The sequence below is a fragment of the Lientehia hominis genome, assembly GCF_021044755.1.
Lineage (GTDB): Bacteria > Bacillota > Clostridia > Lachnospirales > Lachnospiraceae > Lientehia > Lientehia hominis.
In genome coordinates this window covers 1,016,745-1,039,847 of record NZ_JAJNOR010000001.1, presented here as the reverse complement: position 1 = coordinate 1,039,847, position 23,103 = coordinate 1,016,745, and the positions used below count along the sequence as shown (strand labels likewise).

Sequence of the window (23,103 nt, the reverse complement as noted above, 5' to 3'; positions counted from 1 at the left end):
AAGGCGGGCCGTCATATCGGTGTGTCCATCGGAGCGTATGATTATGAATCCGTAAAAATGTGGATTGATAAAGGTGTGAGCATGATATCTGTGGGCAGCGAGCCTGCCTATATGATCGACGGCTCCATGACGGCTCTGTCGAATCTCCGGAAAGCATATCAGGATTCCAGAAAATAATTTTGTTATCCAGTCAAATCAGCAGAAAAGTATAAATTTCAGTCAAAGCCGTCCTTGTGCCGCAGTTTTGAGCACAGGGGCGGCTTTGACTATGGCGCAGGCCGGACAGATGAAAGGAGAATAGATTCACATATAGGAAATCGACAGGCATTATGGTATACTGAAGACAAAACGGCAGAGAAGAACAGACGGGATAAGATCCGGAAAGGAGAAGTGAGGCGTATGGAAGGATATGATAACAGCAGTTATCAGGGGCAGGATGGAGGACAGGGATATCAAAACAATCCTGGATATCAGAGTTGGCAGGGATATCAAAATCCGGCCGGGGGCCAAAACTACACAGGATGGAATATGACTCCGAACCAGAGGGCTGTGAAGGACTGCGGGAGCTCCCCGTGTTTTTTGGCGGGAGTGATTCTCTATTCGGCAGCATTGCTGATCGGGTTGTTTCAAAGTGTTATGGGAAACGGGAGCGTCTACGTGAATACGGCGAAGCAGGCCGGGATGATCGATTCTGGAATTTTTTCCGGTATGGCCATTGTGCTGTCGCTTATCTTGATGGTTCCGGGAATCCTCATCTGCGCCGGCATGTGGATGTTTTACGGGAGCAGCAGGGGCGAAGGCGTTTCGAAGACAAGCGGGCTCTCTCTGGCGAAGGGAGGAATGGTCGCCAACATGGTCGTCATCATCATTGGAGGAGCCCTGATCGTGGTGATCATGGCAGCAGTGGCGGCCGGCATCGGAGGAGCAGATTGGAATGGATATCTTTATTATTACTTTGGCCGCCGGTACATTGAGGGCAGCGAAGCGGTCATGGGGCTTGTCCTGGTACTGGTGACATTGATCTGCCTGGCGGTCGTCGGATTGGCGGTGGCATATCTGGCCAAAGCAATCAGGACAGGAAATGTGGTCGCCCATATCTGCCGGACCGGATGGCCGGATAAAAAGCTGTCCATGTTCCTGATCGTGATGAATTTTATCGTAGTGGGCGCGGATCTTCTGAGCATTCTTTCAGGAGTCGGAGGACTGAACAGGGCGGTGAACCCGGATCTCATGCCTATTCTGCAGAACGCGCTGAGCATGGGGGCCACCCTCTGCGTCACCATCAGTATCCTGAATCTGAGGAGCCGGCTCATAAGCGGCCGGTGACTGTGAAAAGGTTCAGTCAGTCTAAACTGGATATGGAAGTTTTTAACTTTATAGACGGTCGGAGCACCAGCCTTTGAGGAGCTGGTTTCCGGCCGATATTTTTTGCCGAGTCGATCCGATCGAAGAGCAGGCGGGTTAATTCTAGACAGCTGCCTTGAGGTGCTTTTAAATCGTTCCATGGCTCGGATAGCGCCGACGGTCTGAACTGACTAGTGTTACCTGAAGGAACACCCACACTTGTCTGAAGCTGACCGGGCAGCACAGGAACACATAGACGCCATGCTGCCCCGCATGATGGAGACGGCGGGAGTTGCCAAGGAACTGAAAGCCCGTAGTCCCATGAAATGGATGAGGCTGATGAACTCGCTGAAAGCGCAGATTGAGGAATTGATACTTCAAGAATTGGTCTACACTTGATTGAGAGTATAAGTGGAGCCGGCATTTTGCCATCAAGCAACAAATCCCAGCTTTTGCTTTATCTATTTTCCAAATTCTTTGACCGCCGGTATTCCAGTGGAGACAGAGAAAATTGTTTTTTGAATACGGCGGCAAATTTACTTTGGTTCACATAGCCAACTTGTTCTGCCACCCCTGCCACAGATAATCTTGTGGTAACAAGTAGTTCCGCAGCCTTTTTCATTCTGACTTCCCGCAGATAAACAGAAATATTTTGTCCAAAAACACCCCGAAAATAATTTTTCAAGCTGGTTTCGCTGACAGAAAATCGTGCCGCTAATTCCCACGCTGGATGATGCTGGCGCAGATTGGACGTGATAATTTTTTCTACCCGCTTTGCAATGTCTACCTGTGTTTCTGTGAAGAATGTGCAGGCTTGTGATGAGGGAATATCGTGGAGGCTTTGCAGCAATGAAAACAGTGCCAGGGCATAAACCTTCATTTGTGAGATTGAAAATGGAATTGAAACATCAAAAAGGCTCCAAAGTCTTGTCAGTATTTCTTCGACTTCAGGAGTAACCGTTGAAATATAGGTATTGCCATTGGGACAAAAAATGTCAATAATTTTGCGGAAATCAATGTCAAATTCTTTTCGTACCCATGCGCTTTGTGCTGTCAGTGTATCAATATCAACGAAAAATTCCATTCCCTCATAAATGCGGCGAGGATAGACATATTGTTTCCTGGCAAAACGCTCTGTCAGAGAGATTTCTCCGTCTTTTACATAAACAAAATTTTCGTTATTCAAGATAAGCTCACAGCGCCCGGTCACACAATAATTTAAGAGCAAAGGGCCTTTTTCAATGGAGCTATCTTTACGGATATTGGGCGCTGCCCAAGCCTGCGAATTTACAAAGATATACGCAAGAGTAAGTCCTGGAAAAAGGGGGAAAAAGGTCATTGATCCTTTTCCTTCTTTTGTTTTCATGAGCAGCTCTGCGCTGAAATTGCTTCGCTTTATAGAGATTCCAGGTACTTCAATACATTTTCTTATAATATCATCAATCTTCATTACCCGCTCCTGTTACTCGATTTTCTGAACTTTAATTTTAATTATAGAATTGCAGCAGAAGTCAGTCAATAGAAAAACTCGTTGCTGTTTGGAGCTAAAAAGCTGATTGGTTGTAGAGAGCCATGACTAGCTGTGCTATCTTATAAACAGGTTAGAAAATACTAACTAAGAAATGAATGGAGGTATTCGTTATGAGAAACAAGTTACAAGCAAAGGATTTGATTAACCTCGGACTATTTACCGTCCTCTACTTCGTGATTGGCTGCTGTGTTGCCATTCCTATTGGATTTGTGCCCATCTTTTTGCCGATTCTCGGCGCCCTGTGGTCTTTGATTACTGGAATCCCTTTCATGCTGTTTTTGACAAGAGTAAAGAAATTCGGCATGGTTACAATCATGGGAATTTTAAGCGGCCTGCTGATGGGATTGACCGGCATGGGATTTTGGGGTGTGCCAATGGGCGCAGTCTTTGGCTTGCTGGGTGATCTGCTTTTGAAATCCGGCGGATATAAAAGTGCCAAAAGGAGCCTGATCGGTTATGCGGTATTCAGCCTTTGGATGGTCGGTACATATATTCCCATGTATTTCATGGTAGAGGACTCCTGGGCCAGTTTTGCAGCCAGCTTCGGTGAGGAATACGCTGACAAAGTAATGGCAGTGATGCCCATGTGGAGCATTATTCTGGTAATTGTAGGAATTTTTGTTTTTGCGATTTTAGGCGGCCTGTTAGGTAAGGCACTTCTGAAAAAGCATTTTTCCAAAGCGGGAATTGTGTAATGAATGGGGTATCATTCTCGGAAACAACTGAAAAGGGAAAAAGAATATTGCTTGATCCCCGCACAAAGCTCTTCCTGTTGTTGACGATTACAACATTGATGTTCAGCACCAGCAATGAAGGGATTATGAACATCGTAAAGCCTTGTTTAAGCCTTGTCCCCTTTGTGCTGATTTTATCAGAGCGTCGTTTCAGAGCGGCAGGAAAGTATTTGTTGTTATATGCGGTCTGTTTTGTATTGGAACGGATCGCGCTTACAGTTTTAAGCGGCTTGCTCTCTTTCCTCGTGCTGGCAGTTACATCCATTATGACACGGTTTGCGCCTGGCATCATGACCGGAGCCTGGCTGATTTCATCAACTTCGGTCAGTGAGTTTATCGGCGCAGCGGAGCGTATGCACGTCACAGAAAAAATTGTCATCCCTATGTCTGTGATTTTTCGCTTTTTTCCCACAATCAGCGAAGAATATCAGGCGATTCAGGATGCTATGAAAATGCGGGGCATCCGCTTCGGCGGGAAAAATCCTTTGCTGATGATGGAATATAGGCTTGTTCCCTTGATGGTATCTGTTGTAAAGATTGGTGACGAACTTTCTGCCGCTGCGTTGACACGGGGGCTTGGTGCTCCCGTCAGACGCACGAATGTATGTCAGATTGGTTTCCGTTTTCAAGATGTGTTTGCCACCATATTCTGTATCCTCTGCTTTATCTTATTTCTGTTTCAGAAGCAAATTATTTTTTGAAAGGGGGGCGAGCCTGTGATACGGATTGACCATGTGACTTTCTCTTATGGGGAAGAAAACGAGAGCGCCGGTGGTGTTCAGGATATAAACCTGAACATAGAGGATGGACAATTTATCGTGCTTTGCGGCGAAAGTGGCTGTGGGAAAACGACAATTACCCGCCTGATTAACGGCCTGATTCCGCACTACTACGAAGGTAAAATGAATGGAGAAGTGTGGGTGAATGGGGCGAAGATTTCAGAACAGCCTCTTTATGATACAGCGAAAACCGTTGGCAGTGTATTTCAAAATCCACGTTCTCAATTTTTTAATGTGGATACGACCAGCGAAATTACATTCGGATGTGAAAACCTCGGTCAGCCGAAGCAAGGTATTCGGGAACGATTAGAAAAGACTGTACGGAATTTTCGCTTGGAGAAGTTGATGGGCCGCAATATTTTCCACCTCTCCGGCGGAGAGAAGCAGAAAATTGCCTGTGCTGGTGTATCGATCATGGAGCCTGACGTACTTGTTATGGATGAACCATCCTCCAACCTTGACGCTTCCTCTATTCTCGATTTGAGAGCCACACTTGCATTTTGGAAGTCGCAGGGGAAAACAATTATCGTGTCAGAACATCGGCTTTACTATCTGCGCGGCCTTGCGGATTGCTTTATCTATATTACCGCCGGGCAGGTGGAAAAGGATTACTCTGCGGCAGAGTTTGAGCAACTGACAGAGCGGCAAAGAGCCGATATGGGACTTCGTACCTTTATTCTTGAAGATTTGCTGCCGCCTGAAACATCACCACAGACTGGGAAACAAATGGAGCTTCACAACTTCTGTTTCGCCTACAAAAATGAACCGGAAACACTTCACATTAGTAAAGATAAAATTCCGGCAAACCGCATTGTAGGGATTATTGGAAATAACGGAGCTGGGAAGTCTACTTTTTCCAGGTGCTTTTGCGGTTTAGAAAAGCGGTGCGGTGAGGTTATCTGGAATGGCAGAACTTATCGGCCGAAAGACAGATTAAATACCTGCTATATGGTGATGCAGGAAGTCAATCATCAGCTTTTTACAGAAACGGTATTAGACGAAGTTCGAATCAGTATGGAGGATGAAAATCAAGAGTGGGCAGAGGAAATCCTTTCCAGCCTAGATTTGGGTGACATTAAAGACAGACACCCTATGTCCCTCTCAGGCGGGCAAAAACAGCGGGTTGCGATTGCCTCGGCAATCGCTTCTAAGCGTTCCATTTTATTTTTTGATGAGCCCACCAGCGGTCTTGATTATAAGCACATGAAAGAGGTCGCAAACGTCCTGCGTCAAGTCAGGAATACAGGTATTACCGTATATGTCATTACCCATGACCTTGAGTTGATCTTGGAATGCTGTACGGATATTGTCCACTTTGAGAACGGTTCCATCCTTGACCAATTCCAAATGGATGCGTCTGGCCTTGAAAAAATATGGAGCTTTTTTCTAAGGGGGTGCCTGTAAAATGAAAGAAGACCTAGCATAGGAAATTCATCGGCAGTATTGTTCTTGCAATCTTAGATGTGGTCTGTCAAATGGGAGAGCGTGGCCAAAGCGGGAAAACCAGAAAACCATAAGTGCCTGCAATATGGGAAAACCAAACGTCACAGACGCTGAGGCAGAGCAGGCGGCAAAACAGAGCGGTTCCCAGCTTTCCGGCGGGAAATGCCAGCGGATCGCTATTGCCCGCGCTATGATGAAAAACGCGATTATCATTATTTTGGACGAGGCTACCAGCAGTGTTGACCCGGAGAACGAGGATGAATTGCAGCAGGCTATCGAGGCGCTGACCCGTGACAAGATCATCCTTATGATTGCCCATCGGCTGAAAACGGTTTGAAATGCAGACCAGATACTTGTGCTGAATAACGCTCAAATTGTCTAGTGCGGTACCCATGAGGAGCTAATCCGGCAGAAAGGGCTGTATGCCGACTTTGTATCTGCGAAACAGGAGGCGATTGGCTGGAAACTGGAACAGGAAAGGAGACACACATGAAACTTTATGCGTCCGGGGAGGACTATCTGGAAACCATTCTTGTTCTTCAAAAGAAACTCGGTATGGTACGCTCCGTGGATGTTGCCCGACGTATGGAGGTATCTAAGCCCAGTGTATGCCATGCGGTCAATATCCTGAAAGACGGCGGTTTTATCACGATGGACGAGGATCATTTTCTCCATCTGACCGATGTGGGCCGGGAGGTTGCCGAAGGAATCTACGAGCGGCATTGCTTTTTTACCGAGCAGCTTATCGCCGCAGGCGTTGATCCTAAAACAGCAGAGGCCGACGCCTGCCGGATCGAACACGTTATTAGCAACGAGAGTTATACCCGGCTAAAAAAGGCAGCCGCACAGGAACAAGAGTAAACCGAATACATTGAAGCTATCCTACCCCGTCCGACGGGGAAAGAAAAAACGTTGCCGGGGCAGATGCTTTTCGTGCGCTCATTTCGGGGTTTTACCCTTACGGCGGTTTTGACATCAAAGCCGCCGTTTTTGCTATAAACTGCCACCCACCTGATCTAATACAGCGGCTTTAGGAGAGAGTCGCCCCGGACGGCAAAGGCGGCTGGAAGAACTACCGGGAGGACACCGCCGACTGGAACGACAAAGGAAATATGAAAATCTGGCGGGCGGAGTGGGCGGCCTTTACCAACCAGGCATTAGAGGCTGCCGGTCAACCGGCGCTGGTAGACCACCGCAGCTATAAACGGCGCGGAATGGATAAATCCCCTCTGTCCATTTGGGCCAGCGGCCAGCCAGATGGAGATGTGCGGTATCAAAACCGACAAAGGGGAAGTCAACCGCCAGATTGCCGCAGATAATAAACTGCTGAAGGAAATCAAGGCCTGCGTGCCCGGCCTTTGCCTCAATCGCCGCCCGAAGGATAGGACGGTCAATTACATCTCTGATTTGTGTTTCTGATGCGTTTTCATCTGTTGGAACCGGGACTAATTCCAAAGGCAGCAGAGCTACCGAAAGGAACTTATCCAGAGCGGCCAGCCAGTGCGGGAATTTTTTGTTGAAAATCCGTTTCATCCTCGTTCCGTCATTCTTTGACAAGCGCCATCATATCATCTTCCTAATCCAATCCGGTGCATTCTGTTTCTCCGGCCATTTCCTGTTGAAGCATTTGCATGGCGTAGACCACGGAATTAACAATACGAACTGTGTTGCCATCCACCACGAATGTAATTCTGTCGCCGCTTGCTACACCGAGAACTTCCCGAACATCTTTTGGGATCGTGACCTGTCCCTTTGCCATGCCTTTTATTGAGGAGCAGGTAATCGTCCGCCACTCTTGGCTTTCCGCCGGAATTTTTGCGGATTTGGTCACTATTGCCGAGATGACGCCGGGGCCTATTACAGTCAACGCCGCTGCTTTTGTAGGAACACAGATGGGAGGCGTTTTTGGAGCTGTTTGTGCCACTGGGGGCTGCGTCCTCCCTTCCTGTATTTTTGTGACGGGACTGGCTTTTTTGTATAACCGATATCGCAGTCAGACAGTCATGCAGAGCGTTTTGAGCGGCGTCCGTCCTGTGGTGGTGGCGATGATAGCCAAGGCGGGCGTCACGATTCTCCGGACAGCTTTTTTTGCGGAGGGAGCGGTCACCATGCGGATGGCAATATATTTTATTGCCGCCCTCATTGCTTTGCGGAAGCTCAGGTGGAATCCGATTCTGGTCATGATCCTGTGCGGTGCGGCAGAAATTATGATATACCTTTGAATACTTTCAAACAAACTTATCTTTGCAAATCAGAGGGGACAGGAGGAAGTCCGCTTCCATCCAGGCGGGTCGCTGGCAGCCGTAACCAGCATCTTTGCGGCCTTCGGTCGGTCCTTTCCAACTGACATGGATAAATCGATATTTTTCCATGTCAGATTCCAACAAAAATCCGCATGATATGCAATTTTTGCCTCCCTCCGGCCGGGAAGATCCTGCCAACGCCTTTGCAGCGCTCCCCTTACGATGGAAGCGGATCGTTCCTCCTGCTCCTCTTCCCGCACCGAAATAAGCTTTTGTTTGTTGTGAAAGCCATTGGGGCGGCCACCGCGGCCCGCCGCCGTAAGGCGTGCGGGCCCTGTGGATATCCGATCCTTTTCTGGAATCAGGAAAATGGAAAACATTCATAACAGTGCGGCAGACAGAAAATCGGCAGAACGATTCCGGGCCGGCCTAAAGGAGAGCGCCGCAGGGCAGCGGCCGATGTTCCCCCAGGCGGAGGGAGGCAGAAACGGAAATACCGATTCCGTTTCTGAGCGAACAGGAGACGGGAAATCATCAGGATTTCCTGCCGACATGTGAGCGGTACTGCCGGAGCGGGGATAAAGCGGCCCCTGCATCGCCAGCGAACCGAAATCGTGACGGCCTGGAACTTCTGCCGGTGTTTAAACGGAACTTGATCGGAGCTAACTATAAATGATTCCAAAAAGTATTTTGTATCCACAAAAAGAATATAAAATTTTTCTTGCATTTTCCATATCATTCATGTATAATGTTATTTGCTGTGGCATGATAGCGATGAAGCGAGAGGTTGCTGCCCACTGTGGCAGGTTTTCCGTGGAGCGAATGTCAAGTTAGGAAACTGGCGACAAGTCACTGTACAGATTAAATCATCTACAACATAGACGTAGAAATGACGTGTGTGGTTTTGCGATACACACGGGAGAGTGTACAGTCACCGCTTGTCGTACTTAGATTGAAAAGTGCGAAAAGGAGGCGACTTTTTTTATGGCAAGTCAAGTAATGAGAATCACGTTGAAGGCTTATGACCATCAGATGGTGGATCAGTCCGCTGGAAAGATCATCGAAACTGTAAAGAAAACCGGATCTCAGGTGAGCGGACCTGTGCCGCTGCCCACGAAGAAGGAAGTAATTACTATTCTCCGTGCTGTACACAAGTACAAGGATTCCAGAGAGCAGTTCGAACAGAGGACTCACAAGAGACTCATCGACATCACGGCGCCCACTCAGAAGACCGTTGATGCTCTTTCCAGATTGGAAATGCCTGCCGGTGTTTACATCGACATTAAGATGAAGACGAAGTAAGCAAAAAGGAAAAGGAAAAAGTCCGGAATCGGTTGACGATATAGAAGTAACGTAAAAGTTTATGTTCCACTTATATCTGACTGTTCTAGGATGATTGCCCATGTGGTAATCCGCTGTAGATTAACAGGAGGTAAAAGAATGAAGAAAGCGATTTTAGCGACAAAAGTCGGGATGACCCAGATCTTCGCAGAAGACGGCGCACTTATTCCGGTAACCGTGCTTCAGGCTGGACCCTGCGTGGTCACACAGGTGAAGACAGTTGAAAATGACGGCTATGCGGCCGTTCAGGTAGGGTTCGGCGACAAGAGAGAGAAGCTTGTGAGCAAGCCCCTGAAGGGACAGTTTGAAAAAGCGGGCGTGTCCTATAAGAGATATGTAAGAGAGTTCAAATTCGAGAACGCAGCAGACTATAAAGTGGCGGATGAGATCAAGGCGGACATTTTTGCGGCCGGAGATAAGATCGACGCTACTGCGGTTTCCAAAGGTAAAGGTTTCCAGGGCGCGATCAAACGTCACGGCCAGCACAGAGGACCTATGGCCCACGGTTCCAAATTCCACCGCCATGCCGGCTCCAACGGATCGGCATCAGATCCCAGCAAGGTATTCAAGGGCAAGAAGATGCCCGGCCAGATGGGTAACAAGAGAATCACCATTCAGAATCTGGAAGTGGTCAGAGTTGATGCGGAAAATAATATTCTGCTGGTAAAGGGCGCGGTGCCCGGACCCAGGAAATGTCTGGTAACGATCAAGGAAACTGTAAAAGCAGTTTAATGTTTTTACACGGAAAGGAGGAACACACAGATGGCAAACGTATCTGTTTACAATATGGAAGGCAAAGAAGTTGGCACCTTGGAACTCAGCGATGCCGTGTTCGGTGTGAAAGTAAATGAGCACCTGGTACACATGGCTGTAGTCAGCCAGCTTGCAAATAAGCGTCAGGGAACACAGAGCGCCAAAACACGTTCCGAAGTGAGCGGCGGCGGAAGGAAGCCCTGGAGGCAGAAGGGGACCGGTCACGCAAGACAGGGTTCGACGAGAGCGCCCCAGTGGACCGGCGGCGGAGTAGTATTTGCTGTGAAGCCCAGGGATTATACGATCAAACTGAACAAGAAGGAGAGAAGACTTGCACTGAAGTCCGCTCTTACTTCCAGAGTCGCTGAGAACAAGTTCATCGTATTGGATGAACTTAAGCTTGAAGCGATCAAGACAAAGGCAATGAAGAACGTTCTTGACAGCCTGAAGGTAAATAAGGCGCTGGTGGTCATGGATCAGAAGGATGAAAATGTCATGATGTCCGCGAGGAACATCGAAGGCGTGAAGACGGCCCTCACATCCGCCATCAATGTATACGATATTTTGAAATACAACACAGTCATCACCACAAAGGCTGCTGTTGCTGCGATTGAGGAGGTGTACGCATAATGGCTGATATTAAGTACTATGACGTAATCCTGAAACCGGTAGTCACAGAAAAGACCATGAACCAGATGTCTGAAAAGAAGTACACGTTCCTGGTGCATGTGGATGCCAACAAGAGCATGATCAAAGAAGCGGTTCAGAAAATGTTCGCAGGCGTAAAAGTGGCTTCTGTGAATACCATGAATTGTGTCGGCAAAGAGCGCAGGAGAGGCAAGGATGTAGGCAAGACCGCTGCTACCAAGAAGGCGATCGTGAAGCTGACTGAAGACAGCGCAGACATCGAAATCTTCGAGGGCCTATAAGACTTGGCGGTTGGCGAGCGCCAGCGAAGATATACGCCCCGTGAGGCGGCGTCATTAAACTATACGGCGAATATTATGCCGTGATAACAAAACACACTCGACAGAGTTGTACAGTAGAAAGGAGTAAGGAAATGGGAATTAAGACATACAATCCCTATACACCTTCCAGACGAAATATGACCGGCTCTGATTTCTCTGAAATCACAAAGAGCACACCGGAGAAAGCCTTAGTGGTTTCTCTGAATAAGAATTCCGGCCGGAACAACCAGGGCAAGATCACAGTGAGGCACCGCGGAGGCGGTTCCAGAAGGAAATACAGGATCATCGACTTCAAGAGGAAGAAAGATGGTATTCCTGCAACCGTTATCGGTATTGAATATGATCCCAACAGAAGCGCAAACATCGCCCTTATCTGCTATGCAGACGGCGAGAAAGCATATATCCTGGCACCCGAAGGGCTGAAGGACGGCATGAAAGTCATGAGCGGAGAGACGGCTGAAGCAAAAGTCGGCAACTGCCTTGAACTGAAAGACATCCCGATCGGTACTCAGGTGCACAACATTGAGCTGTACCCCGGAGCAGGCGGACAGATGGTCCGTTCGGCTGGTGTCAGCGCACAGCTGATGGCTAAGGAAGGCAAATATGCCACCTTAAGACTTCCTTCAGGCGAAATGAGAATGGTGCCCATTATCTGCCGTGCAACGATCGGCGTTGTAGGAAACGGCGACCATTCCCTGATTAACATTGGTAAAGCGGGACGTAAGCGCAACATGGGCATCCGTCCTACAGTCCGCGGTTCTGTCATGAACCCCAACGACCATCCCCATGGCGGTGGTGAAGGAAAAGCAGGTATCGGACGTCCCGGTCCCAGCACTCCTTGGGGCAAGCCTGCTCTGGGTCTGAAGACCAGGAAGAAGAATAAGAAATCCAATAAGTTAATCGTAAGAAGACGCGATGGCAAGACCATTAAGTAATCGATAAGAAGGAGGTAAACCAATGGCTCGCTCACTGAAAAAAGGACCATTTGCAGATGACCATTTATTAAAGAAGGTAGATGCGATGAACGCCGCAGGACAGAAGCAGGTTATCAAGACCTGGTCCCGCCGCTCCACTATCTTTCCGCAGATGGTTGGACATACAATTGCAGTTCACGACGGCAGAAAACATGTTCCGGTATACGTTACCGAGGATATGGTAGGCCATAAGCTTGGCGAATTCGTTGCTACCAGAACCTACAGAGGCCACGGCAAGGACGAGAAGAAGACCGGCAAGCGTTAATCGGGAATAGAGAAAGGAGGTTTTATCCATGGCTAAGGGACACAGAAGTCAAATTAAAAGACAGAGAAATGAGAACAAAGATACCAGACCTTCAGCAAAGTTATCCTATGCTAGAGTATCTGTTCAGAAAGCATGCTTTGTATTGGACGCCATCAGAGGCAAGGATGTGCAGACTGCACTCGGTATTGTTACCTACAATCCCAGATATGCTTCTACTTTAATAGAGAAATTACTGAAATCGGCAATCGCAAACGCTGAGAACAACAATGGCATGAACCCTGAAAAGCTTTACGTGGAGGAATGCTACGCGAACAAGGGGCCGACAATGAAGAGAATCAAACCGAGAGCACAGGGAAGGGCTTACAGGATCGAAAAGAGAATGAGCCACATTACTGTTGTGCTGAATGAAAGATAGGAGGGCATTATGGGACAGAAAGTAAATCCTCATGGCTTGAGAGTCGGAATTATCAAGGATTGGGACTCCAAATGGTATGCGGAAGCTGATTTTGCCGACAATCTGGTAGAAGACTACAAGATCAGGACTTACCTGAAAAAGAGATTATACAGCGCGGGCGTTTCCAGGATCGAGATCGAGAGAGCATCCGACCGCTTAAAAGTGATTATTTATACAGCAAAGCCCGGTATCGTAATCGGCAGGGGCGGATCTGAGATTGAGAAGCTGAAAGCTCAGGTTCAGAAAATGACCTCCAAGAAGCTTTTTATCGATATCAAAGAAGTAAAGAGACCTGACAAAGATGCGCAGCTGGTGGCTGAGAGCATTGCACTTCAGCTCGAGAACCGTATTTCCTTCAGACGTGCCATGAAGTCCACCATGGGCAGGACCATGAAGGGAGGAGCTCTCGGCATCAAGACCTCCGTATCCGGACGCGTGGGCGGCGCAGATATGGCGCGTACAGAGTTCTACAGCGACGGTACGATTCCGCTGCAGACCCTGAGAGCCGACATCGATTATGGTTTCGCCGAAGCAAATACTACCTACGGCAAGGTTGGCGTAAAGGTATGGATCTACAAAGGTGAGGTTCTTCCAGCTAAAAAGGAAGGGGGAGCTAAATAATGTTAATGCCTAAAAGAGTTAAACGTCGTAAGCAATTCCGCGGAAGCATGGCGGGAAAAGCCATGAGAGGAAATAAAATCAGCAATGGTGAATATGGCCTTGTAGCTATGGAGCCCGCTTGGATCAAGTCCAATCAGATCGAGGCTGCCCGTGTGGCCATGACCAGATATATCAAGCGTGGCGGTCAAGTTTGGATTAAAATCTTCCCCGATAAGCCCGTAACTACGAAACCGGCTGAAACCCGTATGGGTTCTGGTAAAGGCTCGCTGGAATACTGGGTGGCAGTTGTCAAGCCCGGCCGTGTGATGTTCGAGATCGCAGGCATACCAGAGGAAACAGCCAGAGAAGCATTACGTCTTGCTATGCATAAGCTGCCAGTAAAATGTAAAATTGTTTCTCGCGCAGACTTAGAAGGCGGTGATAACAGTGAAAATTAATAAGTATGTAGAAGATTTGAGGACAAAATCAGCTGCAGAATTAAACGAAGAATTAGTAGCTGCTAAGAAGGAACTTTTTAACCTGAGATTTCAGAATGCAACCAACCAGCTGGATAACACAAGCAGAATCAAAGAGGTTCGCAAGAACATCGCCAGGATTCAGACCGTGATTACCGCGAAGGCTGCTGAATAGTCATAAGCGCTATGAAAGGAGAACCATCCGTGGAAAGAAATTTAAGAAAGACCCGTACCGGCAAGGTTGTCAGCGACAAAATGGACAAGACAGTTGTTGTTGCGATCGAGGACCATGTAAAACATCCTTTATACGGCAAAATCGTGAAAAGAACTTATAAGCTGAAAGCACATGACGAGAAGAATGAGTGCACGGTCGGCGATACAGTAAAGGTTATGGAAACGAGACCTTTATCCAAGGATAAGAGATGGAGACTTGTCGAGATTATCAATAAAGCAAAATAAGCTTTTGATCCGACTGAAAGGAGAGTTATCATGATTCAGCAAGAAACCAGACTGAAGGTGGCTGACAACACTGGTGCCAAAGAACTCCTCTGCATCCGTGTAATGGGCGGTTCCACCAGAAGATATGCAAGTATTGGCGATGTTATCGTTGCTACGGTTAAAGATGCAACACCTGGCGGTGTTGTAAAGAAGGGTGATGTAGTCAAGGCTGTAGTGGTACGTACCGTGAACAGCACCCGCCGTAAAGACGGTTCTTATATCAGATTCGATGAAAATGCTGCCGTCATCATCAGAGATGACAAGACCCCCAGAGGTACCCGTATCTTTGGACCTGTTGCAAGAGAGCTCAGAGAGAAACAGTTCATGAAGATTGTCTCCCTGGCTCCCGAAGTATTATAAGGAGGTGCAGGGGAATGGCGACCATGAAAATTAAGAAAGGCGATATGGTTAAGGTTATCGCCGGTAAAGATAAAGACAAAGAAGGCAAGGTCATCAGCGTTGACAGAAAGAACAACCGTGTGGTTGTGGAAGGTGTGAACATGCTCACAAAGCACACCAAGCCCAGCGCGCAGAATCAGCAGGGCGGAATCGTCAACATGGAGGGATCAATCGATGCTTCCAACGTTATGTACCTTCACAATGGCAAAGCAACCAGAGTCGGTTTTGACGTAAAAGACGGCAAAAAGGTCCGCGTTGCGAAGTCAACCGGTGAAGTGATAGACTAATCAGAAAGGAGGTCAGGAAATTGAGTAGATTAAAAGAGTTATACACAGGTGAGATCAAGGACGCAATGATGAAGAAGTTCGGCTATAAAAACGTCATGGAGATTCCTAAGCTTGAAAAAGTCGTGATCAACATGGGCATAGGCGAGGCAAAGGAAAATGCCAAGATCCTTGATTCAGCCGTTAAAGATATGGAAACGATCGCAGGTCAGAAAGCTGTATTAACAAAGGCAAAGAAGTCCATAGCAAACTTCAAGATCAGAGAAGGCATGCCCATCGGCTGCAAGGTGACCTTGAGAGGCGAGAGGATGTATGAATTCGTTGACCGCCTTGTGAATCTGGCACTGCCCCGTGTGCGTGACTTCCGCGGTGTGAACCCCAACGCGTTTGACGGCAGGGGAAACTTTGCGCTTGGCATCAAGGAGCAGCTGATTTTCCCTGAGATTGAATATGACAAGGTCGATAAAGTAAGAGGTATGGATATCATTTTTGTTACTACGGCAAAAACGGATGAGGAAGCTCGTGAACTTTTGACATTATTCAATATGCCGTTTTCTAAATAAGTAGGAGGAAGATCCAATGGCAAAAACTTCAATGAAGATTAAACAGCAGAGACCGGCAAAGTTCTCCTCAAGAGAGTACAGCCGCTGCAGAATCTGCGGCCGTCCGCATGCATATCTGAGAAAATACGGAATTTGCAGAATTTGTTTCCGTGAATTAGCATATAAAGGACAGATTCCCGGAGTGAAAAAAGCAAGCTGGTAAATATCCCACACTTGGCGAGGCTTATGCTCCAGATACAAGTGATGCAAATTTAAATAAGGAGGCAAATTAAAATGACTATGAGCGATCCCATTGCAGATATGCTTACTAGAATCCGTAATGCAAATACTGCAAAGCACGATACAGTAGATATCCCTGCATCAAAAATGAAAGTGGCGATTGCCGATATTTTGGTGAAAGAAGGATACCTTGCAAAGTATGACCTCGTAGAGGACGGTGGTTTCAAGACCATCCGCGCCACACTGAAATATGGCAAGGACAAGAGCGAAAGAATTATCACCGGCCTGAAGAGGATTTCCAAGCCCGGTCTGCGTGTTTATGCAGGAAGAGGAGAGCTTCCCAAGGTATTGGGCGGTCTCGGAATCGCGATCATCTCCACCAATAAAGGTGTTCTGACAGATAAAGAAGCGAGAGAGATGAACGTCGGCGGCGAAGTGTTAGCATTTATCTGGTAAGAATGCGGGCGCTTGGCGGATGTAAGCCGAAGTTAAGTTAATAGTGAAGAGTGAACAGCTTATCCAGGCTGTCTGCTCGCGCGATTAACGGAAACTATTAACCATAATAAAGGAGGTACGGGCATGTCACGTATAGGAAGAATGCCAATCGCGGTACCGGCTGGAGTAACAGTCGATATTGCAGAAAATAATAAAGTAGTAGTAAAGGGACCGAAAGGAACTCTGGAGAGAGTCCTTCCCACAGAGATGGAAATTAAGCTGGAAGACAGCAATATCGTTGTAGCAAGACCGAATGATCTGAAGAAAATGAAATCTTTACATGGTTTGACCAGAAGCCTGCTCGCCAACATGGTGCACGGTGTTACCGAAGGATATGAAAAAGTTCTTGAAGTAAACGGTGTTGGTTACAAGGCGCAGAAGCAGGGCAAGAAGCTTGTTTTGTCACTGGGCTACTCCCATCCGGTTGAAATGGAAGATCCCGAAGGTCTGGAGTCTACCGTAGACGGCCAGAACAAAATCATCGTAAAGGGTATCGATAAAGAAAAAGTTGGCCAATACGCTGCTGAAATCAGGGATAAGAGACGTCCTGAACCTTATAAGGGCAAGGGTATCAAGTATGCTGATGAAGTGATCAGACGTAAAGTTGGCAAGACCGGTAAAAAATAATAAATAGGAGGAGTGACAAAAATGATTAGCAAGGAATCAAGAACGGAAGTCCGTCGTAATAAACATAGAAAAATCCGCAATCGTTTCAGTGGAACCGCTGAGAGACCGCGTCTGGCTGTGTTTAGAAGCAATAATCATATGTACGCTCAGATTATCGATGATACGGTTGGTAATACTTTAGTATCAGCATCTACTTTGCAGAAGGATGTGAAGGCTGAGCTCACTAAGACGAATAATGTGGAAGCTGCCGCTCACCTGGGAACCGTTATCGCAAAGAAAGCGCTGGAAAAGGGTATCACCGCTGTCGTATTCGACAGAGGAGGATTCATTTATCAGGGCAAAGTTCAGGCGTTGGCAGATGCAGCTCGTGAAGCTGGTCTGGAATTCTAATCGAGGAGGAGAACACATGAAACGTACAATTATTGATGCCAGTCAGTTAGAGCTGTCAGATAAAGTAGTTGCGATCAAACGTGTGTCCAAAACCGTTAAAGGTGGACGTAACATGCGTTTTACCGCTTTGGTCGTTGTCGGAGACGGTAATGGTCATGTAGGTGCAGGCATGGGAAAAGCTACGGAGATTCCGGAAGCTATCCGTAAAGGCAAAGAAGATGCAGTTAAGAACATGATCGAGGTTCCCGTAGACGTGAACAAGAGCATCCCTCATGATTTCATCGGTAAATTTGGCAGCGCATCTGTACTGCTGAAGAGAGCTCCTGAAGGTACCGGCGTTATCGCAGGCGGTCCTGCGCGTAACGTACTGGAGATGGCAGGAATCAAGAATATCAGAACAAAATCTCTTGGGTCCAACAACAAGCAGAACGTCGTTCTCGCTACACTGGCCGGCCTGAAGAGCTTAAAGACTCCGGAAGAGGTTGCCAAGAACCGCGGCAAATCTGTTGAAGAGTTAATTGGCTAAAGGAGGAAACTGAAATGGCGGAGAAATTAAAAGTTACACTGGTGAAATCTACCATTGGTGCTGTTCCGAAGCATAAAAAGACTGTTGAAGCTCTTGGTTTAAGAAAGCTGAACAAGACGGTCGAGCTTCCGGATAATGAGGCTGTCAGAGGCATGATCTGGCATGTAAGGCACTTGGTGAAAGTAGAAGAAATCTAGTTCCAGGAGGAGGTGCACAAGATGGAATTATCAAATTTAAGACCCGCTGAAGGCTCCAAGCACAGCGACGCTTTCAGAAGAGGCCGTGGACACGGTTCAGGCAATGGCAAGACAGCAGGTAAGGGACACAAAGGCCAGAAGGCACGTTCCGGAGCTCCCAGGCCTGGTTTTGAAGGCGGTCAGATGCCTTTATATAGAAGACTTCCTAAGAGAGGCTTCACAAACAGGAATACAAAAGTGATCGTGGGCATTAACGTAGAAGCCCTTGAGAGATTCGACAACGATGCGGTCGTTACGGTTGAGACCTTAATTGAGTGCGGCATTGTGAAGAACCCCAGAGACGGCGTTAAGATTCTCGGTAACGGCGAGTTAACCAAAAAGCTTACGGTTAAGGTGAACGCATTTAGTGAAGGTGCAAAAGCAAAAATTGAAGCTGCTGGTGGAAATGCAGAGGTGATCTGATATGTGGAAGACACTCCAGAATGCATTTAAAATAAAAGAAGTCAGAAAGAGGATCCTTTACACATTCTTCATTTTAATTGTAGTGAGAATTGGCGCTCATCTGCCAGTTCCGGGTGTTAACACGGCATACTTTGCCGATTGGTTTGCAAGCCAGTCCGGCACGGCATTCAACTTTTTTGACGCCATGACCGGCGGCTCATTTACGAAACTCTCTGTATTTGCACTGAGCATTACTCCTTATATTACATCCTCCATCATCATCCAGCTCCTTACCATTGCAATTCCGAAGCTGGAAGAGATGCAGAAGGAAGGCGAAGAAGGAAGAAAGTTCATAGCCAAGATCACGAGATACGTGACGGTCGGCCTCGCGCTTATCGAGTCCACCGCCATGGCGATCGGATTTGGACGCTCCGGCCTGATTCTCGACTATAACTGGTATAATGTCATTGTCGTTATCGTGACCATGACGGCCGGCAGTGCGATGCTCATGTGGCTGGGAGAAAGAATAACAGAAAGAGGGATTGGAAACGGCATTTCCATTATCCTCCTGATCAATATCCTGTCCGGGCTGCCGGATGACTTTGCCGCACTTTATGAGCGGTTCATGTCAGGAACATCTGTGGCGAAAGCGGCGCTTTCCGCAGTCATCATCCTGATTGTCATTCTGGCCATGGTGGCTTTTGTGGTCATGCTCCAGGGCGGGGAAAGAAGAATTCCAGTGCAGTACGCCAAGAAGATGCAGGGACGGAAGTTCGTAGGCGGACAGTCCAGCAACATTCCGATGAAAGTGAATACGGCCGGCGTGATTCCGGTGATCTTCGCTTCTTCCCTCATGTCTTTCCCGGTGGTCATTGCACAGTTTTTCACAGTGGACTACTCTACCTTTGGCGGCAGGATCCTTTTGGGACTCAGCTCCTCCAACTGGTGCAGGCCCTCTGACCCGATTTTAAGCATCGGCATGATCGTTTATATTCTATTGATCGTTGCTTTTGCATATTTTTATACCTCAATCACCTTCAATCCGATTGAGATTGCGGACAACATGAAGAAGCAGGGTGGTTTTGTTCCAGGCATCCGCCCGGGACGTCCTACGTCGGACTATCTGAACAGGATCCTTAACTATATTGTATTCATTGGTGCTGTCGGCCTCACGGTCGTGGCTATCATCCCGATTCTGTTCTCCGGCCTTTTCAACATCGGCCAGCTGTCCTTCGGAGGCACATCCATCATCATTATCGTGGGTGTCATCCTTGAAACACTGAAGCAGGTGGAATCCCTGATGCTAGTGAGATACTACAAGGGCTTCCTGAGCGACTAATCCGTATGCCGCAGCGGGAATGTTCCCGCTGCAGTATAGCTTCCGGCAGACTGCAAAGGTGCCGGAGTCCTGTTGTCGGAGGGAAATGATATGAGACTTATTATGTTAGGAGCACCTGGGGCAGGAAAAGGGACACAGGCGAAGAAAATTGCCGACCGGTACCGGATTCCGCATATATCCACGGGTGATATCTTCCGGGCCAACATTAAAAACGGCACGGAGCTTGGAAAAAAAGCGAAAGCTTTTATGGATCAGGGCGCGCTCGTTCCGGATGAACTGGTGGTCGACCTGGTCGCTGACAGAGTAAAACAGCCGGATTGTGAAAACGGCTATGTATTGGACGGATTCCCGAGGACTATTCCCCAGGCGGAAAACCTGGATGCAGTGCTCACTTCCATGGGGCAGAGGATTGACTATGCCATCAATGTGGAAGTACCGGATGATCATATCGTCCGCCGGATGTCCGGAAGGCGGGCCTGCGCGGGCTGCGGAGCAACGTATCACATCGTTCATGCTCCTGCTGCGAAAGAGGGAATCTGTGACAGATGCGGAGAGGTGCTCATCCTGAGAGATGACGACAAGCCGGAGACCGTATCAAAACGTCTTGCCGTGTACCATGAACAGACCCAGCCTCTTATGGAGTATTACAGCCGGAAGGGCTGCCTGGCGGAAGTGGACGGCACTGAGGATATGGAAGATGTCTTCGCGGATATCTGCAGAATATTAGGAGAATAGCAATGGCAGTTACCATCAAATCAGAAAGAGAGATCGAACTGATGAGGGAAGCCGGGCGGCTCCTTGCCAAAACCCATGTAGAACTTGAAAAAGCGCTCCACGCGGGAATGACAACGAAGGAAGTTGACCGCATCTGTGAAGAGATCATCAGAAGCTACGGATGCGTTCCGTCTTTCCTGAATTACAACGGTTTTCCCGCATCAGTATGTGTATCCGTCAACGATGAAGTCGTTCATGGGATCCCGACCAGAAGCAGGGTGATCCACGAAGGTGATATTGTCAGCCTCGACACGGGGCTGATATACAAGGGCTATCAGTCAGATGCAGCCAGAACCTACGGCGTAGGAGAGATCAGCGAAGAGGCGTCAAAGCTCATTGAGGTGACGAAGCAGAGCTTCTTTGAAGGAATCAAATATGCCAGACCCGGGTATCACATTAACGATATCGGAACTGCGGTGCAGAAGTATTGTGAACAGTTCGGCTTTGGCGTTGTCCGCGACTTGGTAGGACACGGCATCGGGACTGAAATGCATGAGGCGCCGGAGATTCCCAATTTCGATACGGGCAGAAGGGGCATAAAGCTCAGGCCCGGTATGACTTTGGCCATTGAACCGATGGTCAATATCGGCCGTTTCGATGTGGCCTGGACGGATGATGACTGGACCGTAGTCACGGAAGACGGTTCTCTGTCGGCTCATTATGAGAATACGATTCTCATCACCGAAGGGGAGCCGGAGATCCTTTCCCTGTAGGCGGTGTCGGACATGAGGAAGGAAACAGGCGGATTCGCCATTTCAAAAGCCGGTCATGACAAAGGAAAGCTGTATGCCGTCATCGGATACCGGGAGGGAAAATACCTGCTGGCCGATGGAAGGTTAAGAACTTTGGAAAAAGCCAAACCGAAGAAGGAAAAGCATCTGCAGTTTATTCATGCACAGGATGAGCGGCTGGCAGAACTTATAAGGGGCGGAAAGCCGGTTAGGAATGAAGACGTGAAGCGGGCCATAAAGCTGTATCAGGCCAAGGTCCCCACCAAGTAGGAGGTAACGGGATGTCAAAGAGTGACGTTATTGAAATTGAAGGAACCGTAGTTGAAAAACTGCCCAATGCCATGTTTCAGGTTGAACTGGAAAACGGACATCAGGTACTGGCACATATCAGCGGTAAGCTTCGTATGAACTACATCAGGATCTTGCCGGGTGATAAAGTTACTTTGGAACTGTCTCCTTATGACCTGTCCAAGGGAAGGATTATCTGGAGAGATAAGTGACATTGGAAAAATTCCCATATTTGCGCTTGCTTTTAATAGGGGTAGGTGTTATAATGATATGCGGACTTTTTTGTGAAAGGAGAGTAAACCTGTGAAAGTAAGATCATCTGTTAAACCGATTTGTGAGAAATGCAAGGTTATTAAAAGAAAAGGCAGCGTCAGGGTTATTTGTGAGAATCCGAAGCATAAACAGCGTCAGGGCTGACACGGGAGTGCAGGTTTTTAATTTGCGGTGTCGGTATACCCACTAAAATCATGCGGCTGCATTATGAACACACCCGGCAGGGTTGTTCATAATGATTAAATAAAAATGGAAACAGTAATGAGAATAACAATGGAGGTGTAATACACACATGGCTCGTATTTCAGGTGTCGATTTACCAAGAGAAAAGCGCGTTGAAATCGGATTGACTTATATCTATGGGATTGGTAGGACTAGTGCCAGCCGCCTCTTAAAAGAAGCCAATGTAAACCCTGATACTCGTGTGAGAGACCTGACTGATGAAGAAGTCAAGAGGATCTCATCCGCCATCGAGGCAGATCACCAGTTGGTAGAAGGTGATCTCCGCCGTGAAGTGGCGATGAATATCAAGAGATTACAGGAGATTGGCTGTTACAGAGGCATCCGTCATAGGAGAGGTCTGCCCGTTCGCGGTCAGAAGACCAAGACAAACGCCAGGACCAGAAAAGGTCCCAGGAAGACAGTAGCGAACAAGAAGAAATAAGCAGGCTGCTGACAATGCGTATTTATACTGCATTGATTAAGTAACAGGTAAACAAGTAAAAGAAAGTAGGTTAGTTTAAAATGGCTAAAAAAGTGTCCACTGCAAAGAAAGTGACAAAAAAGCGTGTTAAGAAAAACGTTGAACGCGGACAAGCGCACATCCAGTCATCTTTTAACAATACCATCGTAACGTTAACAGATACACAGGGCAATGCTCTGTCATGGGCTAGTGCAGGCGGTCTGGGATTTAGAGGTTCAAGGAAATCTACTCCATATGCAGCGCAGATGGCTGCAGAAACTGCTACGAAGGCAGCACTGGTACATGGATTGAAGTCCGTTGACGTAATGGTAAAGGGCCCCGGATCAGGTCGTGAGGCTGCTATCCGTGCACTGCAGGCATGCGGTCTGGAAGTAACCAGTATCAAAGACGTAACCCCGGTTCCCCATAATGGATGCCGTCCACCCAAACGTAGAAGAGTTTAATTAGGAGG

The 23,103-nt window shown here is 47.8% G+C and carries 41 protein-coding genes and 1 pseudogene; 39 read left to right on the top strand and 3 right to left on the bottom strand.

All coding sequences use genetic code 11. The features are described 5' to 3' along the window. Positions 1 to 399 precede the first annotated feature (399 nt). Complete coding sequence (locus LQE92_RS04875; protein ID WP_231061844.1) at positions 400 to 1,326, top strand: hypothetical protein; 927 nt, start codon at positions 400 to 402, stop codon at positions 1,324 to 1,326. A gap of 237 nt (positions 1,327 to 1,563) precedes the next feature. Beyond that, positions 1,564 to 1,743 (top strand): TnpV protein, encoded by a 180-nt coding sequence (locus tag LQE92_RS04870; protein ID WP_331001234.1) that lies wholly within the window; start codon positions 1,564 to 1,566, stop codon positions 1,741 to 1,743. A gap of 58 nt (positions 1,744 to 1,801) precedes the next feature. Here LQE92_RS04870 and LQE92_RS04865 read toward each other — a convergent pair whose 3' ends face one another. Beyond that, complete coding sequence (locus LQE92_RS04865) at positions 1,802 to 2,794, bottom strand: helix-turn-helix domain-containing protein (protein WP_231061843.1); 993 nt, start codon at positions 2,792 to 2,794, stop codon at positions 1,802 to 1,804. A gap of 191 nt (positions 2,795 to 2,985) precedes the next feature. Between LQE92_RS04865 and LQE92_RS04860 the strand changes: the two genes are divergently transcribed. From LQE92_RS04860 to LQE92_RS14635, 6 genes and pseudogenes are all read left to right on the top strand, one after another. Then, positions 2,986 to 3,570, top strand: coding sequence for an MptD family putative ECF transporter S component (locus LQE92_RS04860; RefSeq protein WP_231061842.1), 585 nt, complete (start codon positions 2,986 to 2,988; stop codon positions 3,568 to 3,570). After that, positions 3,570 to 4,310, top strand: coding sequence for an energy-coupling factor transporter transmembrane component T (locus LQE92_RS04855; RefSeq protein WP_231061841.1), 741 nt, complete (start codon positions 3,570 to 3,572; stop codon positions 4,308 to 4,310). The genes LQE92_RS04860 and LQE92_RS04855 overlap by 1 nt, the downstream gene beginning before the upstream one ends. Positions 4,311 to 4,325: 15 nt before the next feature. After that, positions 4,326 to 5,792 (top strand): ABC transporter ATP-binding protein, encoded by a 1,467-nt coding sequence (locus tag LQE92_RS04850; RefSeq protein ID WP_231061840.1) that lies wholly within the window; start codon positions 4,326 to 4,328, stop codon positions 5,790 to 5,792. Positions 5,793 to 5,919: 127 nt separating this feature from the next. Next, positions 5,920 to 6,324 (top strand): annotated as a pseudogene (locus tag LQE92_RS04845) (ATP-binding cassette domain-containing protein); the annotation flags it as partial. Then, positions 6,321 to 6,692 (top strand): metal-dependent transcriptional regulator, encoded by a 372-nt coding sequence (locus LQE92_RS04840; RefSeq protein ID WP_231061839.1) that lies wholly within the window; start codon positions 6,321 to 6,323, stop codon positions 6,690 to 6,692. The pseudogene LQE92_RS04845 and the gene LQE92_RS04840, both read left to right, overlap by 4 nt. A gap of 251 nt (positions 6,693 to 6,943) precedes the next feature. Then, complete coding sequence (locus LQE92_RS14635; protein WP_334301387.1) at positions 6,944 to 7,150, top strand: MobA/MobL family protein; 207 nt, start codon at positions 6,944 to 6,946, stop codon at positions 7,148 to 7,150. A gap of 257 nt (positions 7,151 to 7,407) precedes the next feature. Here LQE92_RS14635 and LQE92_RS04830 read toward each other — a convergent pair whose 3' ends face one another. Beyond that, a complete protein-coding gene (locus LQE92_RS04830) occupies positions 7,408 to 7,590 on the bottom strand; it encodes an AbrB/MazE/SpoVT family DNA-binding domain-containing protein (protein ID WP_231061838.1) in 183 nt (60 codons plus the stop codon). On the opposite strand from LQE92_RS04830, the gene LQE92_RS04825 reads away from it, so the two are divergent. After that, positions 7,589 to 8,053, top strand: a complete 465-nt coding sequence (locus LQE92_RS04825; RefSeq protein ID WP_231061837.1) for a chromate transporter — start codon at positions 7,589 to 7,591, stop codon at positions 8,051 to 8,053. The genes LQE92_RS04830 and LQE92_RS04825 overlap by 2 nt on opposite strands. A gap of 29 nt (positions 8,054 to 8,082) precedes the next feature. Here the strand turns inward: LQE92_RS04825 and LQE92_RS04820 are convergent, their stop codons facing one another. Beyond that, on the bottom strand, positions 8,083 to 8,454 hold the full coding sequence (locus tag LQE92_RS04820; RefSeq protein ID WP_231061836.1) for a hypothetical protein: 372 nt from the start codon (positions 8,452 to 8,454) through the stop codon (positions 8,083 to 8,085). Here LQE92_RS04820 and LQE92_RS04815 point away from each other — a divergent pair. The 30 genes from LQE92_RS04815 to rpsK all read left to right on the top strand — a co-directional run bounded on the left by LQE92_RS04815 (position 8,444) and on the right by rpsK (position 23,095). Further along, the gene (locus tag LQE92_RS04815) at positions 8,444 to 8,632 is read left to right on the top strand and encodes a hypothetical protein (protein ID WP_231061835.1); all 189 of its coding nucleotides are present in this window, start codon (positions 8,444 to 8,446) and stop codon (positions 8,630 to 8,632) included. The genes LQE92_RS04820 and LQE92_RS04815 overlap by 11 nt on opposite strands. Before the next feature lie 426 nt (positions 8,633 to 9,058). Next, positions 9,059 to 9,376, top strand: a complete 318-nt coding sequence (gene rpsJ / locus LQE92_RS04810) for a 30S ribosomal protein S10 (protein ID WP_231061834.1) — start codon at positions 9,059 to 9,061, stop codon at positions 9,374 to 9,376. Between the two features lie 138 nt (positions 9,377 to 9,514). Beyond that, positions 9,515 to 10,147 (top strand): 50S ribosomal protein L3, encoded by a 633-nt coding sequence (gene rplC / locus LQE92_RS04805; RefSeq protein WP_231061833.1) that lies wholly within the window; start codon positions 9,515 to 9,517, stop codon positions 10,145 to 10,147. A gap of 30 nt (positions 10,148 to 10,177) precedes the next feature. Then, positions 10,178 to 10,798, top strand: coding sequence for a 50S ribosomal protein L4 (rplD, locus tag LQE92_RS04800; protein ID WP_231061832.1), 621 nt, complete (start codon positions 10,178 to 10,180; stop codon positions 10,796 to 10,798). Further along, positions 10,798 to 11,097, top strand: a complete 300-nt coding sequence (gene rplW / locus LQE92_RS04795) for a 50S ribosomal protein L23 (protein WP_147595173.1) — start codon at positions 10,798 to 10,800, stop codon at positions 11,095 to 11,097. Before rplD ends, rplW begins: the two co-directional genes overlap by 1 nt. Positions 11,098 to 11,228: 131 nt before the next feature. Then, on the top strand, positions 11,229 to 12,071 hold the full coding sequence (gene rplB / locus LQE92_RS04790; RefSeq protein WP_147595172.1) for a 50S ribosomal protein L2: 843 nt from the start codon (positions 11,229 to 11,231) through the stop codon (positions 12,069 to 12,071). A gap of 22 nt (positions 12,072 to 12,093) precedes the next feature. Beyond that, positions 12,094 to 12,375: a 30S ribosomal protein S19 gene (rpsS, locus tag LQE92_RS04785; RefSeq protein WP_147595171.1), complete on the top strand. Its 282-nt coding sequence runs from the start codon at positions 12,094 to 12,096 to the stop codon at positions 12,373 to 12,375. Between the two features lie 28 nt (positions 12,376 to 12,403). Beyond that, positions 12,404 to 12,790 (top strand): 50S ribosomal protein L22, encoded by a 387-nt coding sequence (gene rplV, locus LQE92_RS04780; protein WP_147595170.1) that lies wholly within the window; start codon positions 12,404 to 12,406, stop codon positions 12,788 to 12,790. Between the two features lie 9 nt (positions 12,791 to 12,799). Continuing rightward, entirely contained in the window at positions 12,800 to 13,450 is a 651-nt protein-coding gene (gene rpsC, locus LQE92_RS04775; RefSeq protein WP_231061831.1) for a 30S ribosomal protein S3, read from the top strand. Then, the gene (gene rplP, locus LQE92_RS04770; protein WP_231061830.1) at positions 13,450 to 13,887 is read left to right on the top strand and encodes a 50S ribosomal protein L16; all 438 of its coding nucleotides are present in this window, start codon (positions 13,450 to 13,452) and stop codon (positions 13,885 to 13,887) included. Before rpsC ends, rplP begins: the two co-directional genes overlap by 1 nt. Next, positions 13,877 to 14,080: a 50S ribosomal protein L29 gene (gene rpmC, locus LQE92_RS04765; RefSeq protein ID WP_147595167.1), complete on the top strand. Its 204-nt coding sequence runs from the start codon at positions 13,877 to 13,879 to the stop codon at positions 14,078 to 14,080. The genes rplP and rpmC overlap by 11 nt, the downstream gene beginning before the upstream one ends. Before the next feature lie 29 nt (positions 14,081 to 14,109). Next, positions 14,110 to 14,364, top strand: coding sequence for a 30S ribosomal protein S17 (rpsQ, locus tag LQE92_RS04760; RefSeq protein WP_408611436.1), 255 nt, complete (start codon positions 14,110 to 14,112; stop codon positions 14,362 to 14,364). 30 nt (positions 14,365 to 14,394) lie between these two features. After that, positions 14,395 to 14,763, top strand: coding sequence for a 50S ribosomal protein L14 (gene rplN, locus LQE92_RS04755; RefSeq protein ID WP_147595165.1), 369 nt, complete (start codon positions 14,395 to 14,397; stop codon positions 14,761 to 14,763). A 14-nt stretch (positions 14,764 to 14,777) separates the two neighbouring features. Beyond that, positions 14,778 to 15,089 (top strand): 50S ribosomal protein L24, encoded by a 312-nt coding sequence (gene rplX, locus LQE92_RS04750; RefSeq protein WP_147595164.1) that lies wholly within the window; start codon positions 14,778 to 14,780, stop codon positions 15,087 to 15,089. A gap of 20 nt (positions 15,090 to 15,109) precedes the next feature. After that, complete coding sequence (gene rplE, locus LQE92_RS04745) at positions 15,110 to 15,649, top strand: 50S ribosomal protein L5 (RefSeq protein WP_147595163.1); 540 nt, start codon at positions 15,110 to 15,112, stop codon at positions 15,647 to 15,649. 16 nt (positions 15,650 to 15,665) lie between these two features. Then, positions 15,666 to 15,851, top strand: coding sequence for a type Z 30S ribosomal protein S14 (locus tag LQE92_RS04740; protein ID WP_147595162.1), 186 nt, complete (start codon positions 15,666 to 15,668; stop codon positions 15,849 to 15,851). A gap of 71 nt (positions 15,852 to 15,922) precedes the next feature. Beyond that, positions 15,923 to 16,324 carry a 30S ribosomal protein S8 gene (gene rpsH, locus LQE92_RS04735; RefSeq protein WP_231061829.1) on the top strand — a complete coding sequence of 134 codons (402 nt, stop codon included), beginning with the start codon at positions 15,923 to 15,925 and terminating at the stop codon, positions 16,322 to 16,324. Positions 16,325 to 16,447: 123 nt separating this feature from the next. After that, positions 16,448 to 16,990: a 50S ribosomal protein L6 gene (rplF, locus tag LQE92_RS04730; protein WP_231061828.1), complete on the top strand. Its 543-nt coding sequence runs from the start codon at positions 16,448 to 16,450 to the stop codon at positions 16,988 to 16,990. Positions 16,991 to 17,011: 21 nt separating this feature from the next. Further along, entirely contained in the window at positions 17,012 to 17,380 is a 369-nt protein-coding gene (gene rplR, locus LQE92_RS04725) for a 50S ribosomal protein L18 (protein ID WP_231061827.1), read from the top strand. 16 nt (positions 17,381 to 17,396) lie between these two features. Further along, positions 17,397 to 17,906, top strand: coding sequence for a 30S ribosomal protein S5 (rpsE, locus tag LQE92_RS04720; RefSeq protein WP_231061826.1), 510 nt, complete (start codon positions 17,397 to 17,399; stop codon positions 17,904 to 17,906). A 14-nt stretch (positions 17,907 to 17,920) separates the two neighbouring features. Next, the gene (gene rpmD / locus LQE92_RS04715; protein ID WP_147595157.1) at positions 17,921 to 18,103 is read left to right on the top strand and encodes a 50S ribosomal protein L30; all 183 of its coding nucleotides are present in this window, start codon (positions 17,921 to 17,923) and stop codon (positions 18,101 to 18,103) included. Between the two features lie 21 nt (positions 18,104 to 18,124). After that, complete coding sequence (rplO, locus tag LQE92_RS04710) at positions 18,125 to 18,565, top strand: 50S ribosomal protein L15 (RefSeq protein WP_231061825.1); 441 nt, start codon at positions 18,125 to 18,127, stop codon at positions 18,563 to 18,565. A gap of 1 nt (position 18,566) precedes the next feature. Continuing rightward, positions 18,567 to 19,883 carry a preprotein translocase subunit SecY gene (secY, locus tag LQE92_RS04705; protein ID WP_231061824.1) on the top strand — a complete coding sequence of 439 codons (1,317 nt, stop codon included), beginning with the start codon at positions 18,567 to 18,569 and terminating at the stop codon, positions 19,881 to 19,883. Between the two features lie 90 nt (positions 19,884 to 19,973). Next, positions 19,974 to 20,618 carry an adenylate kinase gene (locus LQE92_RS04700; protein ID WP_231061823.1) on the top strand — a complete coding sequence of 215 codons (645 nt, stop codon included), beginning with the start codon at positions 19,974 to 19,976 and terminating at the stop codon, positions 20,616 to 20,618. A 2-nt stretch (positions 20,619 to 20,620) separates the two neighbouring features. Then, positions 20,621 to 21,370, top strand: a complete 750-nt coding sequence (map, locus tag LQE92_RS04695; RefSeq protein ID WP_231061822.1) for a type I methionyl aminopeptidase — start codon at positions 20,621 to 20,623, stop codon at positions 21,368 to 21,370. Between the two features lie 12 nt (positions 21,371 to 21,382). Next, positions 21,383 to 21,658 carry a KOW domain-containing RNA-binding protein gene (locus LQE92_RS04690; RefSeq protein ID WP_231061821.1) on the top strand — a complete coding sequence of 92 codons (276 nt, stop codon included), beginning with the start codon at positions 21,383 to 21,385 and terminating at the stop codon, positions 21,656 to 21,658. An 11-nt stretch (positions 21,659 to 21,669) separates the two neighbouring features. Continuing rightward, on the top strand, positions 21,670 to 21,888 hold the full coding sequence (gene infA / locus LQE92_RS04685) for a translation initiation factor IF-1 (protein WP_147595151.1): 219 nt from the start codon (positions 21,670 to 21,672) through the stop codon (positions 21,886 to 21,888). 91 nt (positions 21,889 to 21,979) lie between these two features. Beyond that, entirely contained in the window at positions 21,980 to 22,093 is a 114-nt protein-coding gene (gene rpmJ, locus LQE92_RS04680; RefSeq protein ID WP_022088561.1) for a 50S ribosomal protein L36, read from the top strand. Positions 22,094 to 22,241: 148 nt separating this feature from the next. Beyond that, positions 22,242 to 22,613, top strand: coding sequence for a 30S ribosomal protein S13 (gene rpsM / locus LQE92_RS04675; RefSeq protein ID WP_147595150.1), 372 nt, complete (start codon positions 22,242 to 22,244; stop codon positions 22,611 to 22,613). 80 nt (positions 22,614 to 22,693) lie between these two features. Then, positions 22,694 to 23,095 carry a 30S ribosomal protein S11 gene (rpsK, locus tag LQE92_RS04670; protein ID WP_087221165.1) on the top strand — a complete coding sequence of 134 codons (402 nt, stop codon included), beginning with the start codon at positions 22,694 to 22,696 and terminating at the stop codon, positions 23,093 to 23,095. The last annotated feature ends 8 nt before the right edge of the window (positions 23,096 to 23,103 follow it).